Below are 14146 nucleotides of genomic sequence, written 5' to 3' on the forward strand. Positions count from 1 at the left end.
TGAAAACTCTCCGGCCAGGAGCCCCGTTCCGTGCGCCGGTGCGGTATCAGGTGCGCGAGGCCTCCACGGCGCCACCGCGGGCCCTGCGGCGGCGGAGCACCCCCGCCGCGAACAGCGCGAGCCCCAGGAGCACGACCCCCAGGGCGGTCCACACGTGCACGCGCAGGCCCAGCACCATGAGGGACGGGTCGATCCGCAGGAACAGCTCGATGAGCATCCGGCCCAGGCCGTAGTGGACGAGGTAGAGCGCAAACAGGCGGCCGCCGTCGAGGCGGAAGCGCCGGTCCAGGGCCAGCAGCAGCACCACGCCGAGCAGGTTCCACAGGGACTCGTAGAGGAACGTGGGGTGGAAGAGCGTGTCCGCCGGCAACCCGGCCGGGAAGTTGGCGCTGCCGGGATCGATCTCCAGCCCCCACGGCAGGGTGGTGGGCCGTCCGAAGAGCTCCTGGTTGAACCAGTTGCCCCAGCGCCCGATCGCCTGCGCGAGCAGCAGGCCGGGTGCGGCCGCGTCGGCGAAGACGGTCAGGGAGACCCCGTGCCGGCGGCACACCCACCACGCGGCCAGGGCGCCGAACGCCACGGCCCCCATGATCCCGAGACCGCCCTCCCAGATCCGCAGCGCGTCGACGGGGTCCGCGCCCGGGCCGAAGTAGCCGGCCGGGTCGGTGATCAGCACGTGGTAGGCCCGGGCGCCCACGATCCCGGCGGGGACGGCCCACATCACGATGTCCCACACGATCTCCGGGTCCAGCCCCCGGGCCGCCCAGCGGCGGGTGGTCAGCCACAGCGCCGCCGCAATGCCCGCGAGGATGCACAGGGCGTAGGCGTGCACGGTCAGCGGGCCGACCGAGAAGCCGGACCAGTCCGGGGAGGGAAAACCCTGCCGGAGGGGGGCGCCCAGCAGGGCGTGCACGGGGGGAACGGCGCTCAGCAGCATGCGGTGGGGCCTCGGCTCGTGGGGTCGTCGGGACGGGCGGTCCCGCCCGCACGGGGGCGGGTCCGCCCCGTCACGCTATCAGGCGCGCCCGGCCAGTTCCCGGGCCAGCGCGCCCACGGCCTCGGGGCCGCCGTCGGCCAGCGCCTGCACGAGGGCGGTGCCCACGATGACGCCGTCCGCGTACGCGCCGATCTCCTCGACGTGCTCCCGGCTGGAGACGCCCAGGCCCACGCACACGTGCTGGGCCCCGGCCGCGCGCGTGTCCGCGACGAGCTGCTCGACGACGTCGGAGACGGCGTCCCGGGCGCCGGTGACGCCCATCACGGAGACCGCGTAGACGAAGCCGCTCGAGGCCCTGACCACCAGGTCGAGCCGCTCCCGCGAGGAGGAGGGCGCCACCAGGAAGATCCGGTCCAGGCCGTGGGCCTGGGACGCGGCGAACCAGGCCCCGGCCTCGTCGGGGATCAGGTCGGGGGTGATGATCCCCGCTCCCCCGGCCTCGGCGAGCTGCCGGGCGAACGTGTCGACGCCCATCTGCAGGACGGGGTTCCAGTAGGTCATCACCACGGGGATCGCGTCGGTGCGCTCGACCACGGCACGGACCACGCGGAAGACGTCGGCCACCCGGAAGCCGTTGGCGAGGGCCGTCGTGGTCGCGTGCTGGATCACCGGGCCGTCCATGACGGGGTCCGAGTACGGGATGCCGATCTCGATGACGTCCGCGCCGTTGGCGCCCAGGGCCACGGCCGCTTCGATGGACTCGTCCACGGTCGGGAAGCCCGCCGGGAGGTAGCCGACCAGGGCCGGCCGGCCCTGCGCCCGGCACTCGGCGATGCGCGCGGCGAGCCGCGAGCCGGGGTCGGCGCTCAACCCCGGGGGCAGGATGCGGGAGGCGAGGTCGGCCCCGGAGATCTCGTGTCGGGTGGTGCTCACAGTCGCTCGCCCTTCTCGCCGAGCTCAGCCTCGGCGCTGTCGTCCGGGAGCATCCCGAACCATTCCGCGGCGGTCGCCACGTCCTTGTCCCCGCGCCCCGAGAGGGAGACCACGACGATCTTCTCCGCGGCCGCCTCCGCTCCGAGCTCCTCGACCCAGCGGCGCCCGATCTTCAGCGCCCCGGCCAGGGCGTGGGAGGTCTCGATCGCGGGGATGATGCCCTCGGTGCGGCACAGGAGCCGGAAGGCCTCCATCGCCTCCGCGTCGGTGATCGCCTCGTAGCGCGCCCGCCCGATGTCGTGCAGGTAGGAGTGCTCGGGGCCCACGGCCGGGTAGTCCAGGCCCGCGGAGATCGAGTGGGACTCGAGCGTCTGCCCGTCCTCGTCCTGCATGAGGTAGGTCCGGGCCCCGTGCAGCACCCCGGGACGGCCCAGGGAGATCGTGGCGGCGTGGCGTCCGGACCCCACGCCGTTCCCTCCGGCCTCGAGGCCGTAGAGCTCCACCGAGGGGTCGTCCAGGAAGCCGTGGAAGATGCCGATCGCGTTGGACCCGCCGCCCACGCAGGCCGCGACGGCGTGCGGGAGGCGCCCGGCCTGCGCCTGGATCTGCTCGCGGGTCTCCTCGCCGATCTGCTCGTGGAAGTAGCGCACCATCGCGGGGAACGGGTACGGGCCCGCCGCGGTGCCCAGCAGGTAGTGGGTGTGCTCGACGGAGGCGACCCAGTCCCGCAGGGCCTCGTTGATCGCGTCCTTGAGCGTGCGGGAGCCGTTGGTCACGGGCACCACGGTGGCGCCCAGCAGCTCCATGCGCGCGACGTTGAGGGCCTGCCTCCGGGTGTCCTCCTCGCCCATGTAGACCACGCACTCCATCCCGAACAGGGCCGCAGCGGTGGCCGAGGCCACCCCGTGCTGGCCGGCGCCGGTCTCGGCGATCAGCCGGGTCTTGCCCATCCGCCGCGCCAGCAGGGCCTGGCCGAGCACGTTGTTGATCTTGTGCGAGCCGGTGTGGTTGAGGTCCTCCCGCTTGAGGAAGATCCGGCACCCGGCCTCGGCGGCGAAGCGCTGGGCCTCCGTCAGCAGGGAGGGCCGGTTCGAGTAGTCGCGGGAGAGCCGCTGGAACTCCGCGGTGAACTCCGGATCGGACTTCGCCTTCTCGAACACGTCCGTGAGCTCGTCGAGGGCGGCGATGAGGGACTCGGGCATCCACCGGCCCCCGAAGTCCCCGAAGTACGGCCCGGGGGCCTCGCGCAGGGAGGACGCCTCCGCGGCGACGGTCTCCGCCTCCGCCTCCGGGACGCGCCGCCGGGCCCGTGCGGCCGCCCCGGCCGCGCGGAAGCCCGCGATGGTCGCGGCGGGCTCGGCGCTGCGCACGAGGGCCTCGCCGACCAGGACGGCCTTGGCCCCGTGCGAGGCGTAGATCGCGATCTGTTCCTCGCCCTCGACCCCGGACTCGGCCACGATCACCGCGTCCTGGGGCAGGAGCCCTGCGAGCCGGCCGAAGGTCTCGACGTCGGTGTCGAGGGTCTTGAGGTTGCGGACGTTGACGCCCACGATGCGGGCGCCCACGGCGACCGCGCGCTCGATCTCCTCCGGCGTGTGCGTCTCCACCAGGGCGTGCATGCCCAGTTCGTGGGTCAGCCCGAGGAAGCGGCGCAGCTCGTCGTCGGAGAGGGCGGCGACGATCAGCAGGACGAGGTCCGCACCGTGGGCCCGCGCCTCCCAGATCTGGTACTCGTCGACCGTGAAGTCCTTGCGCAGCACGGGCACTCCCACGGCCCCGCGCACGGCGTCGAGGTCCGCCAGGGAGCCGTCGAAGCGTCGCTGCTCGGTCAGCACGGAGATCACCGAGGCCCCGCCGTGCTCATAAACCGCGGCCAGTCGCGCCGGGTCGTCGATGGGGGCCAGCGCACCTTTGGAGGGGCTCGAGCGCTTGACCTCGGCGATGACCTGCACCGCGTCCGTGCTGGGTCCCCGCAGCGCCGCCTCGGCGTCCAGGGCCGGCGGCCGCTGCGCGGCCGCCCGGCGGAGCTCGTCGAGGCCGATGCGCTCGCGGCGCTCCGCCAGGTCCGCCCGGACGCCCTCGATGATGGCGTCCAGGACCGTCCCGGTGCTCTGCTGCGACATGGTTTCCTGTCCTCTCGACGGCGCGAGCCGCCCTGGTGCGTTCGTGGGGTGCGGGCCGCGCCCGGACCGGGCGGGGACGGCGACCGGTCCACGACGGGGCCGGTCGGATCGTGCGCGTGCCGCGCTCCCGGGGCCGGCTCGCGCCGGCCCGGTCTCAGCCCTGGTGGTTGCCGGCCTCGTGCTTGCGCTGCTCGGAGCCGCTGCCGTGACCCATCCTGCTGAGCACGGCGCCGGCCACGAGCCCGACGACGACCAGCACGATGCCCACGATCAGCACGACGTTGCTGCCCACCGTGAAGCCCACCACGCCCACGATGACGCCCAGCGACATGATGCCGACGGTCACCCACGCGGCCAGCGTGTTGCCGTGCCCCACGAAGCCGGTGTGGTCGAGGACGATGTCGTTTCCGTTTGCCATGTTGTTGCACTCCCGATTTCCCTGCCGGAGCCGGCCGGCTCCGCTCGCACGGCCCCGGCGGGGCGCAGCGGTTGCTCACGTTCTGTCCCGCCCCATTGTGCCACCCCTCGGGCCGCCCCCGCGCACGCACCACGGGGCTCCTGGTCCTCCGGTCCCCCGCGGTGGCTGGCCTGGAGCCCCGGGCGGGCGCAGCGCTCAGGCGGTGGGGTCGCGGCCCTCGGTGAGGGCGTCCCACGAGTCGATCTCGTCGCCGGGGCGGGGCGTCCCGGCCGGGGCCCCGTCCGCCCCGGAGCGCTCGTAGCGCCGCGCCGCGGTCCAGGACCGGCCCGCCACGAGGGCCCAGGCGCCGCACAGCGCCACGAGCGCCGAGGCGGCCGCCGCGAGCGACGGCCAGGCGGTGACGGTGAAGTCGCCGTCGGCGTTGATCATGCCGGTGGCCTCGCCCACGGCGGTCCGGGCGGCGCCGGCCGGGTCGGACAGCACCGCCACGGACGCCGCCAGGGCGCCGAGGCCGGCGAGCAGGACCACCACGGCCACCACGGCGCGCAGCACCCGCCCGGAGATCGCCGTGGTGAGGGCACCGGCGGCCGCGACGAGGCCGAGGGCGGTGACGGCCGGCGCGGCGTCGGACCCGGCGACGTCCACGGCAACGGGTTCGAGCGTGGTCTGCACCGTGGCGGAGATCCACGTGGCGGCCGAGCAGGCGAACACGGCCAGGGCGGCGACCAGCGTGGCGAGCACCACCGTGGACCGCCGGGTCAGCGCCTCCCGCCGGGAACCCCGGCCCTCAGGCACGCCCGGCGTCCGTTCCCGGCACGGCCACCCGGTCGAGGTCCAGGACGTGCAGCCGCTCGGCGAGCATCACCGCCCGCAGCGGTGCGGTGGCCTTGTTGAGGGACTCGAGGGCCTCGGTCTCGGGGTCCGAGTCCGCGACGATCCCGCCGCCGGCCTGCACGTAGGCCTTGCCGTCGACGAGCAGCGCCGTGCGGATGGCGATGGCCATGTCCATGTCGCCGGCGAAGTCGAGGTAGCCGACCACGCCGCCGTAGACGGCGCGGCGCAGCGGTTCGTACTCGTCGAGCAGGCGCAGGGCCCTGGGCTTGGGGGCCCCCGAGAGGGTGCCGGCGGGGAACGTCGCCGCGAGCACGTCGTAGGCCGTGGCGTCCGGGCGCATCCGGCCGACGACGTTGGAGCACAGGTGCATGATGTGGCTGAAGCGCTCGACCTCCATGAACTCCGTGACCTCCACGGAGCCCGGGACGGCGATCTTGGAGATGTCGTTGCGGGCGAGGTCCACGAGCATGAGGTGCTCGGAGCGCTCCTTCTCGTCCTGGAGCAGGTCCCGCTCCAGCGCGAGGTCCTCCTCGACCGTGCGCCCGCGCGGGCGGGACCCGGCGATCGGGTGGGTCACGGCCTGCTCGCCGGTGACGGTCACCAGGGCCTCCGGGGAGGAGCCCACGATCGAGAAGGGGCGGCCGCCGGCGTCCTCGAAGCTGTACAGGTACATGTACGGGCTGGGGTTGATGGCGCGCAGCATGCGGTAGACGTCGAGGGAGTCGGCCGTGCACTCGGTCTCGAAGCGCCGGGAGACGACCACCTGGAAGATGTCCCCGTCCACGATCGCCTTCTTGCCCTCCACGATGGAGTTCATGAACAGGGTGCGGTCCCAGCTCTGGTCGACCTTGGACTCCAGGTCCCCGCGGACCTCGCCGCTGCCGGTGAGCGTCGAGGCCGTGCCGTGGCCGACGGGCCGGACGAGCTTCTCCAGCATCGCGTGCACCCGGTCCACGGCGTCGGCCCACGCCTCGTCGACGCGCTCGTCCGTGTCGTCGAAGTTGATTGCGTTGGCCACGAGCATCACGGTGCCGTCCGTGTTGTCGTGGATCGCGATGTCCGAGACCAGGTTCATGGCCAGCTCGGGGATGCGCAGGTCGTCCTCGGGCGGGTGCGGGAGCTTCTCCCAGCGGCGCACGGCCTCCCAGCCCACGAAGCCCACGAGCCCGGAGGTCAGCGGGGGGACGTCCTCGAAGCGCTCCGTGTGCAGCAGCGCCATGGTGTCCCGCAGCGCCTCGACGGGGTTGCCGCCGGTGGGGGCGCCGGCGGGGGCCTGACCGATCCAGTGGGCCTCGCCGTCCCGGGCGGTGAGCGTGGCCCGGGAGTTGGCGCCGACGAAGGAGTAGCGGGACCAGACCCCGCCCTCCGCGGCGGATTCGAGGAGGAACGTGCCCGCCCGTGCCGCCCCGTCCTCGAGGGCGAGAGCCCGGTAGAGCCCGATCGGGGTCATGGCGTCCGCGAGGATCTTGACGCGGACGGGGATGACGCGGCGCTCCGCGGCGAGCGCGCGGAACTGCTCGAGCGTGGGGCTGATGGTGCCCAGGTCCTGCATGGGTGTCGACCTGACTTCCTGGTGGCGGACGGGAGTGCGGGGGGGTCAGACGGCGGTGACGGCGCCGAGGTCGCGGCCGTCGAAGCAGCTGCGGGCGCCGGTGTGGCAGGCCGCGCCGGTCTGGTCGACCTGGACGAGCAGGGCGTCGCCGTCGCAGTCGAGGCTCACGCTGTGCACGGCCTGGACGTGCCCGGACGTGTCGCCCTTGCGCCAGTACTCCTGGCGGGAGCGGGACCAGAACGTGACGCGGCCCTCCGTGAGGGTGCGGCGAAGGGCCTCGTCGTCCATCCAGCCCAGCATCAGCACCTCCTTGGTGTCGTGCTGCTGCACCACGGCGGCCACGAGGCCGGCGGGGTCGCGCTTGAGCCGCCGGGCCACGGCGGGATCGAGGACGTCGGTTCCGGTGTCGGGGGTCTGCTCGCTCATCGCCACCCATCCTATCGACCTGTCCGGGCGGCCCGGGCCCGCGGTCCTTCCTTGGAGGCCGTCGGACTCCGCCGCGGCCCGCCGGAGCCGTCAGAAGTGCTCCGGCAGGTCGTCCCCCTGGAGCCCGTCCGTCTCCTCGTCCGTGCCTTCGTCCGGGAACTCCGTGGCGTCCGCGTGGCCGAGCAGCCGGCGGGTCAGCGCCTCCCGGCCGGAGAGGAGCTCGTCGAGGGCGGCGGTCAGGTCCGCGTCCGTCGCGTCCTCGCCCCGCACGGCCGCCGCGAGGACGGCCCGGCGGACGAGCTCCTTCGGGAAGGACCCGGTGGTCCCCTCCGCGCGCGCCGCCGCGGCCTCGAGGGCGGCGGCGGAGAAGCTCTGCTCCCCCGCGTACCGGTGGAACAGCCGGGACCGGGCGTCCGCGTCCGGCAGCGGCACCTCGACGGCGAGGTCCACGCGGCCCGGCCGCTCGGCGAGCGCCCGCTCCAGCACGGCCACCCGGTTGGTCGTGAGCAGGAACGCGACGTCGGCGTCGCCGTCGAGCCCGTCCAGGGCGTCGAGCACCTCGAAGAGCACCGGGTCGGGCCCGGCCCCGAAGTCCCGGTCCATCGCCACGAGGTCGACGTCCTCGAGCACCACGAGCGACGGCTGGAAGGTGCGGGCCACCTCTGCGGCGGCCCCGATGAGGTGCAGGCTCGACCCGGTCAGCAGGATCGCGGTGGTCCCCGGGGTGACGGAGAGCAGGTGCCGGACCGTGAGGGTCTTGCCGGTGCCCGGCGGGCCGTGGAGCAGGATGCCGCGCTTGAGGTGCTGGCCCGCGGCCCGGAGCGCGTCGCGGTGCTCCCCGATGCCCACGACGTGCCCCACGACCTGCTCCAGCAGACCGGCAGGCAGCACGATCCCGTCGGCGGGCACGTGCGGGCGCGGCAGGAACGTGGCCCCGGCCTCGCTGCCGTACTCGGTGGCGGCGAACGAGAGCACCTGGCCGCGCAGCACGCTGCGCTCGAGCATCAGCGCCCGCAGCCGGGTCAGGAACGTGCCGCAGACGGCGGGGTCCGCCGCGAGCACCTCCAGGACCACCCTGGTACGGCCGTACTCGGGCCGGGGCATGCGCTGGAGCACGGCCACCGGCACGCCGTCCACGGTGAGGCAGCGGATGCCGAACGCGACGACCTGCCGTTCCGTGTCCGGGCCCGTGGCCCGGGTCGCGTAGTCGACGGGGCCGACGTCGGCCCCGGAGTACGGGGCCGTGAGCAGCTCGGCGAGGCCGAGGTCGTGGCGGCTCTGGCCGCCGCTGACGCCGAGGAGGGAGGCGGGCCCGTTCCCCGCCAGCTCGGCGAGGGCGATGTCGACGTCGGCGAGGCGGTGCGGGGCGAAGTCCTCCGAGACCACCGGCAGGGTGCGCACGTCCGCCCCGAGCACGGCGGACAGGTGCCGCCCGAGCGGCGTGGGCTCGTCCCCGCGCTCGGGCGGCAGGGCGGAGAGGCGGTCCACCAGGCGTCGGAGCGCGCGCAGGAGCTGGGCGTCGTCCGGGTCACGGGTGGTGCCGGCGGGGGCGGAGTCGTCCATGGGTCGACCCTACCGGGACGGCGGGCAGACGGGTGGCGGCAACGGTCAGGAAGGACACCGCGAGGATGAGCACGGACAGCCCGAGGGCGTAGGTGCCCACCGCCCGGTAGCCGCCCACCAGGTCGGGGTCGAGGAAGAAGTACGGGTACCAGCCCACCATCCGGCCCCGGACCAGGGTGTACACGGCCCACAGCGCAGGGAACACGGTGGACGCCCAGGTGGAGGCCCAGCGCAGCCGCCGGCGGCCGGGGCCCAGCAGGAAGTCGGCCACGGCGTAGAGGGGCAGCACGAAGTGCAGCACCTGCGAGGACAGCGGGACGAGGAAGAGGTGGCCGAACAGCTCCGCGTTGGCGAGCAGCACTCCGAACACCGTCCCGGACACCACCGAGTAGGTGGTGGCCATCGCCCGGAGCCCCGTCAGCCAGCCCGGCTCCACGGCACGGGCCAGGGTGTGCAGCAGGGCCAGCAGCACGGCCAGGATCAGCAGCACGGCGCTGTGGACCGTGAAGTAGCTGAACAGGTTCGACCCCAGGCAGGTGCGCGTCACGAACGCGCAGTCGGACCGGGAGACCAGGGCCCAGACCGCGACCGCCAGGGCGCAGGCCCGGGCAACGACGACGACGAGTCGCACGTTCGACCTCCTCCCGCCCCTCCGGGCTCCAGGATAGGAGTCCCGGCGGCCGGCGGTCTCTCCGGCCCCGTCGCCCTGCCGGGCCGGGGCGGCGGGGCCTAAGGTGGGAGCAGGACCAGTTCGGCGACGGCGGGCGGGACACCGAGACGATGCATCCCAGGACGGCGACGGGGTGGCCGCGTGCGGCCCCCGGCATGTTGACGGCGGCGCTCGCCGTCGCGGTGCTCTGCGGGTGCGGGGGCCCCGGCGCGCCGGTCCTCCCGACCGGCTCCGCCACGGCGTCCTCGACCGCGACCTCCCCCGCCGCGCCGTCCACTCCGGCCACGGACGGCCCGTGGGGCGCCTATCCGGACCGGCGGGAGGCGTGCGCGGCGGTCGCCGACGACCTCCTGGCGCTCGCCCTGCTCCCGGCCGGCCTCTCGGCCGGCCCGACCGTGGCGGAGGTCCAGGACGTCGAGGACGAGGTCGAGGCCGTGCACGACGCCGCCCCTCCGGCGCTGGCCGCGGACTTCGCGCGGGTGCGGATGCTGGTCGACTCCTACGGCGAGGCGCTGGAGGAGGACCCCTCGGCACGGTTCGACGGGCAGGCGCTCGACGAGGCGCTGGCCCCCGTGCGGGGCTGGCTGGACGGGACCTGCCGGGACGCGGGCTGAGCCGGAGGGTTCAGCGGTGCAGCGTGGTGCCGGGCGGCTCCCCGAACCGGGCCCGGTAGGCGGTCGCGAAGCGCCCGGCATGGGCGAAGCCCCAGCGGGTCGCGACGGCCGCGACCGTCGTGCCCGCGGCCGGGTCGGCGCCGAGCAGGTCCCCGCGGGCGGCGTCCAGGCGTGCCTCCCGCAGGTAGCCGACGGGGGTGCGGCCGAGCTCACGGCGGAAAGCGGCCTGCAGCCCGCGGGGGCTCATCCGTGCCGCCGCGGCAATCTCGGCGAGACCGATGTCCTCGTGCAGGTGCTCGTCGACGAAGGCGACCGCCCGGCGCAGCTGCGCCGGCAGAGCCGACGTGCTCTCGGACGGCGCTGGCTGCGCCAGGAAGGTGTTCGGGAAGCAGTGCAGCAGGGCCCCGGCCAGCGACCGGAACGCCTCGGCCCGCACCAGGGGCGTGCGCAGGGCCTCCGTGTTGGGCAGCAGGTCCCGGTGGAAGTGCCGGACCTGGGCGAGCCAGTACCGCGTCATCTGCGGGGACACGGGCGTGCTGCCCGTGAAGTGCAGCCCGAAGGCCGGCGCGCCGAGCAGCTCCCGCGCGGTGTCCTCGACGGAACGGGCATCGAGGACCACGGTGCTCAGCTCCAGGAGCCCGTCCCACCGGCCGCCGTAGAGTCCCTGCGGCAGCAGGAACGGCAGCGGCGTGGCGATGCGCTCCTTCCCGGAGCTGACCGTCAGGTTCCCGGTCAGCACGTGCACGACCGAGTACGTGCCCGAGACGTCTCCCGTGCCGGAGGACTCGGAGGTGGACAGCCGGAACCGGTGGGCCAGGAGCGGGCCCACCGAGGCCGCGGCGATGCGCAACTCGAACGAGCCGTCCGTGGGCGCGCGCATGCCGAGGCCCGTGTACAGCTCGGACATGGCGGCGATGCCCCGGTCGGCGTCGTGCGTGGCGAACGACGTCCGGCGGACGGGCTCCTCCGCGGTGCGGGAGTCGTCCTCCGGTCCGGGCGTCTCCGACGTGGTCACCGGTGTTCTCGGCACGTGGAGGAACGGCCCCGGGACGGGGCCGCCCTCGCACGGTGTGCTATCGGCGGTTGAGGAGGCCTCGCAGCTTGCCCCCGAGGCCGCGGCCGCCGGTCCTGCCCGCGCCCGCCTGGCCGGCGGCGTTCAGTCCGCGGGTGCCCCGGCGACCTCCGCCGGCACGACCGGCGGTCCCCCCGCCCGCACGACCGGTGACGCTCCTGATGATGCTGTTCAGTCCCACGGTGACTCTCCTTCGGGTCGGCCTGTCGAGCGACTGTCGTCAGCTCTGTGTCGACTCTACGCCGGGCGGGCGTCCCGGGCCACGGGGGTCGGTCACCGGACCTGGTGGCCCGCGGCGCGCAGCGCGTCCTTGACCTCGGCGATCGCGTGCACGGGTCCGAAGTGGAAGATCGAGGCGGCCAGCACGGCGTCGGCGCCCGCGACCACGGCCGGCGGGAAGTGCTCGGGGGCACCCGCGCCGCCGGAGGCGATCAGGGGCACGTGCACCCGTGTGCGCACGGCCCGGATCATCTCCAGGTCGAAGCCCGCCTGGGTGCCGTCCGCGTCCATGGAGTTGAGCAGGATCTCCCCCACGCCGCGGTCCTCGGCCTCCTGCGCCCAGTCCAGGGCGTCGAGGCCGGTCAGCGTGCGGCCCCCGTGGGTCGTGACCTCGAAGCCCGAGGGCGTGTTGCCCGTGCGCCGGGCGTCGAGGGAGAGGACGAGCACCTGGCTGCCGAAGTGCCCGGTGATCTCGTCGATGACCCCGGGGCGGGCGACCGCGGCGGTGTTGATGGATGCCTTGTCGGCGCCGCAGCGCAGCAGCCGGTCGACGTCGGCGACCGCGCGGACGCCGCCGCCCACGGTGAGCGGAATGAAGACCTGCTCGGCGGTGCGGGAGACCACGTCGAAGGTCGTGGCGCGGGCCGCCGAGGACGCCGTGACGTCGAGGAACGTCAGCTCGTCCGCGCCGGCCTCGTTGTAGCGCTTGGCGAGCTCCACCGGGTCACCGGCGTCGCGCAGGTTCTCGAAGTTCACGCCCTTGACGACTCGACCGGCGTCGACGTCCAGGCACGGGATGACACGTACGGCAACGCCCACGGGCGGCACCTCCTCGGCTGCGGGGATGGGGCGGGAAGGGAGGCTCAGATCCGGGCGGCCTGGATCGGGGAGACCAGGATGGCGCGGGCCCCGACGTCGTAGAGGGCGTCCATGACCTTGTTGGTCTCGGACTTGGGGACCATGGCGCGCACGGCCCAGGCGTTGCCGCGGCCGAGCCGGGAGATGGTGGGTCCCTCCATGCCGGGGGTGATCCGGGTGGCGGCCTCGACGTACTCCTCAGCCACGTCGTAGTCCATCAGCACGTACTGCCGGGCCACGAGCACGCCCTGCAGGCGCCGCCGCAGCACGGCCAGGCCCTCGGGCTCCGCGGCGGCGCGGCTGCGGATGAGCAGCGCCTCGGAGGTCATGATGGGGTCGCCGAAGACCTGCAGGCCCGCGGCGCGCAGGGTGTTGCCGGTCTCCACGACGTCGGCGATGGCGTCGGCCACGCCCAGCCGGATGGAGGACTCCACGGCGCCGTCGAGGCGGACCACGTCGGCCTCCACACCCCGCTCGGCGAGGTAGTCGCGCAGCAGGCCGTCGTAGCTCGTGGCGATCCGCCGGCCCGCCAGCTCGGCGATCGAGGAGAACTCGCCCGCCGGGCCCGCGAAGCGGAACGTGGACCGGGCGAAGTCCAGCCCGAGGTCCTCGTCGGCGTGGGCGCCCGAGTCCAGGAGCAGGTCCCGGCCGGTGATCCCGACGTCGAGGATGCCCCCGCCCACGTACACCGCGATGTCGCGGGGGCGCAGGTAGAAGAACTCGACGCTGTTCTCGGGGTCGACGAGCACCAGCTCGCGGGAGTCCCGCCGCTGCCGGTAGCCGGCCTCCTTGAGCATGGTGACGGAGGACTCGGACAGGGCGCCCTTGTTGGGCACTGCGACACGCAGCATGGGGTTCCTTCTCGGCTTCGGGGCTTCGGTGGGGCGGGGACGCCGGTGCGGCGGGCCGCTCACAGGTGGCGGTAGACGTCCTCGAGCCGCAAGCCCTTCGCGACCATCATCACCTGCAGGTGGTAGAGCAGCTGCGAGATCTCCTCCGCGGCCTGCTCCGAGGTCTCGTACTCGCATGCCATCCAGACCTCGGCGGCCTCCTCGACGACCTTCTTGCCGATGCCGTGCACGCCGGTGTCGAGCTCCCGGACCGTGCCGGAGCCTTCCGGTCGGGTCACGGCCTTGTCGCTGATCTCGGCGAAGAGGGTCTCGAAGGTTTTCACGACTACCAGGGTAATGGGTCCGCGACGGCCTCCCGACCGGCCGGGACCCGCACGGCCCACGGAGCCGGGCTCAGACGCCGAGTGAGCGCAGCAGCAGCGCGGTCCGCACCGCGGCGGCCGTGGCCTCGTAGCCCTTGTCCTCCTGGGAACCCTCGAGCCCGGCGCGGTCCAGTCCCTGCTGCTCGGTGTCGCACGTGAGCACGCCGAAGCCCACGGGCACGCCGGTGCGCACCGACACGTCCGTGAGGCCCTGCGTGGCCGCGGAGCACACGTAGTCGAAGTGCGGGGTGCCGCCGCGCACGACCACGCCGAGGGCCACCACGGCGTCCAGGCCCGGGGCGAGGCGGGCCGCGGCGACGGGCAGCTCGAAGCTGCCGGGCACGCGCACGACCGGCGCGTCCCGCACGCCGGCGTCGGCGAGCGCGCGGCGGGCTCCGTCGACGAGCCCGTCCATGATCTCCGTGTGCCAGCTCGAGGCGACGACGGCGACGCGCAGGCCGCTCGCGTCGGCGGTGCTGAGGTCGATGTCGGGGGCTCCGTGTCCGCTCATGGGGTGAGGTCTCCTGTGCTGTCGATGGTGCTGTCGATGGTGCGGTCGATGGTGCGGTCGATGGTGCGGTCGATGGTGCGGTCGATGGTGCGGTCGATGGTGCGGTCGATGGTGCGGTCGATGGTGCGGTCGATGGTGCGGTCGATGGTGCGGTCGGTCGTGCTGTAGGCCCGGTCGGCGGGGTCCGCCGCTTCGCCGCGGCG

At 74.2% G+C, this 14146-nt stretch carries 15 protein-coding genes and 1 pseudogene; 1 reads left to right on the top strand and 15 read right to left on the bottom strand.

The genetic code is table 11. The annotated features are described in order from the left end of the window. Nucleotides 1–46: 46 nt before the first annotated feature. The 10 genes and pseudogenes from lgt to ACFYE1_RS01510 all read right to left on the bottom strand — a co-directional run bounded on the left by lgt (nucleotide 47) and on the right by ACFYE1_RS01510 (nucleotide 9417). Complete coding sequence (gene lgt / locus ACFYE1_RS01465) at nucleotides 47–937, bottom strand: prolipoprotein diacylglyceryl transferase (protein WP_387739192.1); 891 nt, start codon at nucleotides 935–937, stop codon at nucleotides 47–49. 78 nt (nucleotides 938–1015) lie between these two features. Continuing rightward, nucleotides 1016–1822: a tryptophan synthase subunit alpha gene (gene trpA / locus ACFYE1_RS01470; RefSeq protein ID WP_387739488.1), complete on the bottom strand. Its 807-nt coding sequence runs from the start codon at nucleotides 1820–1822 to the stop codon at nucleotides 1016–1018. 44 nt (nucleotides 1823–1866) lie between these two features. After that, nucleotides 1867–3120, bottom strand: a complete 1254-nt coding sequence (gene trpB / locus ACFYE1_RS01475; protein ID WP_387739490.1) for a tryptophan synthase subunit beta — start codon at nucleotides 3118–3120, stop codon at nucleotides 1867–1869. A gap of 60 nt (nucleotides 3121–3180) precedes the next feature. Then, nucleotides 3181–3993, bottom strand: a pseudogene (trpC, locus tag ACFYE1_RS01480) (indole-3-glycerol phosphate synthase TrpC); the annotation flags it as partial. Between the two features lie 154 nt (nucleotides 3994–4147). Further along, nucleotides 4148–4411, bottom strand: coding sequence for an HGxxPAAW family protein (locus ACFYE1_RS01485; protein WP_387739193.1), 264 nt, complete (start codon nucleotides 4409–4411; stop codon nucleotides 4148–4150). Between the two features lie 195 nt (nucleotides 4412–4606). Next, entirely contained in the window at nucleotides 4607–5206 is a 600-nt protein-coding gene (locus tag ACFYE1_RS01490; RefSeq protein WP_387739195.1) for a Trp biosynthesis-associated membrane protein, read from the bottom strand. Further along, nucleotides 5199–6797 (bottom strand): anthranilate synthase component I, encoded by a 1599-nt coding sequence (locus ACFYE1_RS01495; RefSeq protein WP_387739196.1) that lies wholly within the window; start codon nucleotides 6795–6797, stop codon nucleotides 5199–5201. Before ACFYE1_RS01495 ends, ACFYE1_RS01490 begins: the two co-directional genes overlap by 8 nt. A 45-nt stretch (nucleotides 6798–6842) precedes the next feature. Next, the gene (hisI, locus tag ACFYE1_RS01500; protein WP_387739198.1) at nucleotides 6843–7223 is read right to left on the bottom strand and encodes a phosphoribosyl-AMP cyclohydrolase; all 381 of its coding nucleotides are present in this window, start codon (nucleotides 7221–7223) and stop codon (nucleotides 6843–6845) included. A 90-nt stretch (nucleotides 7224–7313) separates the two neighbouring features. Continuing rightward, the gene (locus ACFYE1_RS01505) at nucleotides 7314–8786 is read right to left on the bottom strand and encodes an AAA family ATPase (protein ID WP_387739200.1); all 1473 of its coding nucleotides are present in this window, start codon (nucleotides 8784–8786) and stop codon (nucleotides 7314–7316) included. Beyond that, nucleotides 8752–9417: a Pr6Pr family membrane protein gene (locus ACFYE1_RS01510; RefSeq protein WP_387739202.1), complete on the bottom strand. Its 666-nt coding sequence runs from the start codon at nucleotides 9415–9417 to the stop codon at nucleotides 8752–8754. The genes ACFYE1_RS01505 and ACFYE1_RS01510 overlap by 35 nt, the downstream gene beginning before the upstream one ends. 194 nt (nucleotides 9418–9611) lie before the next feature. Here ACFYE1_RS01510 and ACFYE1_RS01515 point away from each other — a divergent pair, with 194 nt between their 5' ends. Beyond that, nucleotides 9612–10070, top strand: coding sequence for a hypothetical protein (locus ACFYE1_RS01515; RefSeq protein ID WP_387739204.1), 459 nt, complete (start codon nucleotides 9612–9614; stop codon nucleotides 10068–10070). Between the two features lie 10 nt (nucleotides 10071–10080). On the opposite strand, the gene ACFYE1_RS01520 is transcribed toward ACFYE1_RS01515, so the two are convergent. The 5 genes from ACFYE1_RS01520 to ribH all read right to left on the bottom strand — a co-directional run bounded on the left by ACFYE1_RS01520 (nucleotide 10081) and on the right by ribH (nucleotide 13943). Next, entirely contained in the window at nucleotides 10081–11085 is a 1005-nt protein-coding gene (locus ACFYE1_RS01520; protein WP_387739206.1) for a helix-turn-helix transcriptional regulator, read from the bottom strand. A 330-nt stretch (nucleotides 11086–11415) separates the two neighbouring features. Further along, nucleotides 11416–12180 (bottom strand): imidazole glycerol phosphate synthase subunit HisF, encoded by a 765-nt coding sequence (gene hisF, locus ACFYE1_RS01525; protein ID WP_387739208.1) that lies wholly within the window; start codon nucleotides 12178–12180, stop codon nucleotides 11416–11418. Between the two features lie 44 nt (nucleotides 12181–12224). Continuing rightward, a complete protein-coding gene (gene hisG / locus ACFYE1_RS01530; protein WP_387739209.1) occupies nucleotides 12225–13070 on the bottom strand; it encodes an ATP phosphoribosyltransferase in 846 nt (281 codons plus the stop codon). A gap of 59 nt (nucleotides 13071–13129) precedes the next feature. Continuing rightward, nucleotides 13130–13393, bottom strand: coding sequence for a phosphoribosyl-ATP diphosphatase (locus ACFYE1_RS01535; protein WP_298590715.1), 264 nt, complete (start codon nucleotides 13391–13393; stop codon nucleotides 13130–13132). A gap of 70 nt (nucleotides 13394–13463) precedes the next feature. After that, nucleotides 13464–13943, bottom strand: coding sequence for a 6,7-dimethyl-8-ribityllumazine synthase (gene ribH, locus ACFYE1_RS01540; protein ID WP_387739210.1), 480 nt, complete (start codon nucleotides 13941–13943; stop codon nucleotides 13464–13466). Nucleotides 13944–14146 lie beyond the last annotated feature (203 nt).

It is taken from the genome of Kocuria nitroreducens, assembly GCF_042879195.1.
In the GTDB taxonomy this organism is placed as follows: domain Bacteria; phylum Actinomycetota; class Actinomycetes; order Actinomycetales; family Micrococcaceae; genus Kocuria; species Kocuria nitroreducens.

Coding starts and splice junctions, on each gene's coding strand:
- ACFYE1_RS01505 (WP_387739200.1), bottom strand. CDS start 8,786: ATGGACGACTCCGCCCCCGCCGGCACCACCCGTGACCCGGACGACGCC.
- hisI (WP_387739198.1), bottom strand. CDS start 7,223: ATGAGCGAGCAGACCCCCGACACCGGAACCGACGTCCTCGATCCCGCC.
- ACFYE1_RS01485 (WP_387739193.1), bottom strand. CDS start 4,411: ATGGCAAACGGAAACGACATCGTCCTCGACCACACCGGCTTCGTGGGG.
- lgt (WP_387739192.1), bottom strand. CDS start 937: ATGCTGCTGAGCGCCGTTCCCCCCGTGCACGCCCTGCTGGGCGCCCCC.
- ACFYE1_RS01515 (WP_387739204.1), top strand. CDS start 9,612: ATGTTGACGGCGGCGCTCGCCGTCGCGGTGCTCTGCGGGTGCGGGGGC.
- ribH (WP_387739210.1), bottom strand. CDS start 13,943: ATGAGCGGACACGGAGCCCCCGACATCGACCTCAGCACCGCCGACGCG.
- ACFYE1_RS01495 (WP_387739196.1), bottom strand. CDS start 6,797: ATGCAGGACCTGGGCACCATCAGCCCCACGCTCGAGCAGTTCCGCGCG.
- hisG (WP_387739209.1), bottom strand. CDS start 13,070: ATGCTGCGTGTCGCAGTGCCCAACAAGGGCGCCCTGTCCGAGTCCTCC.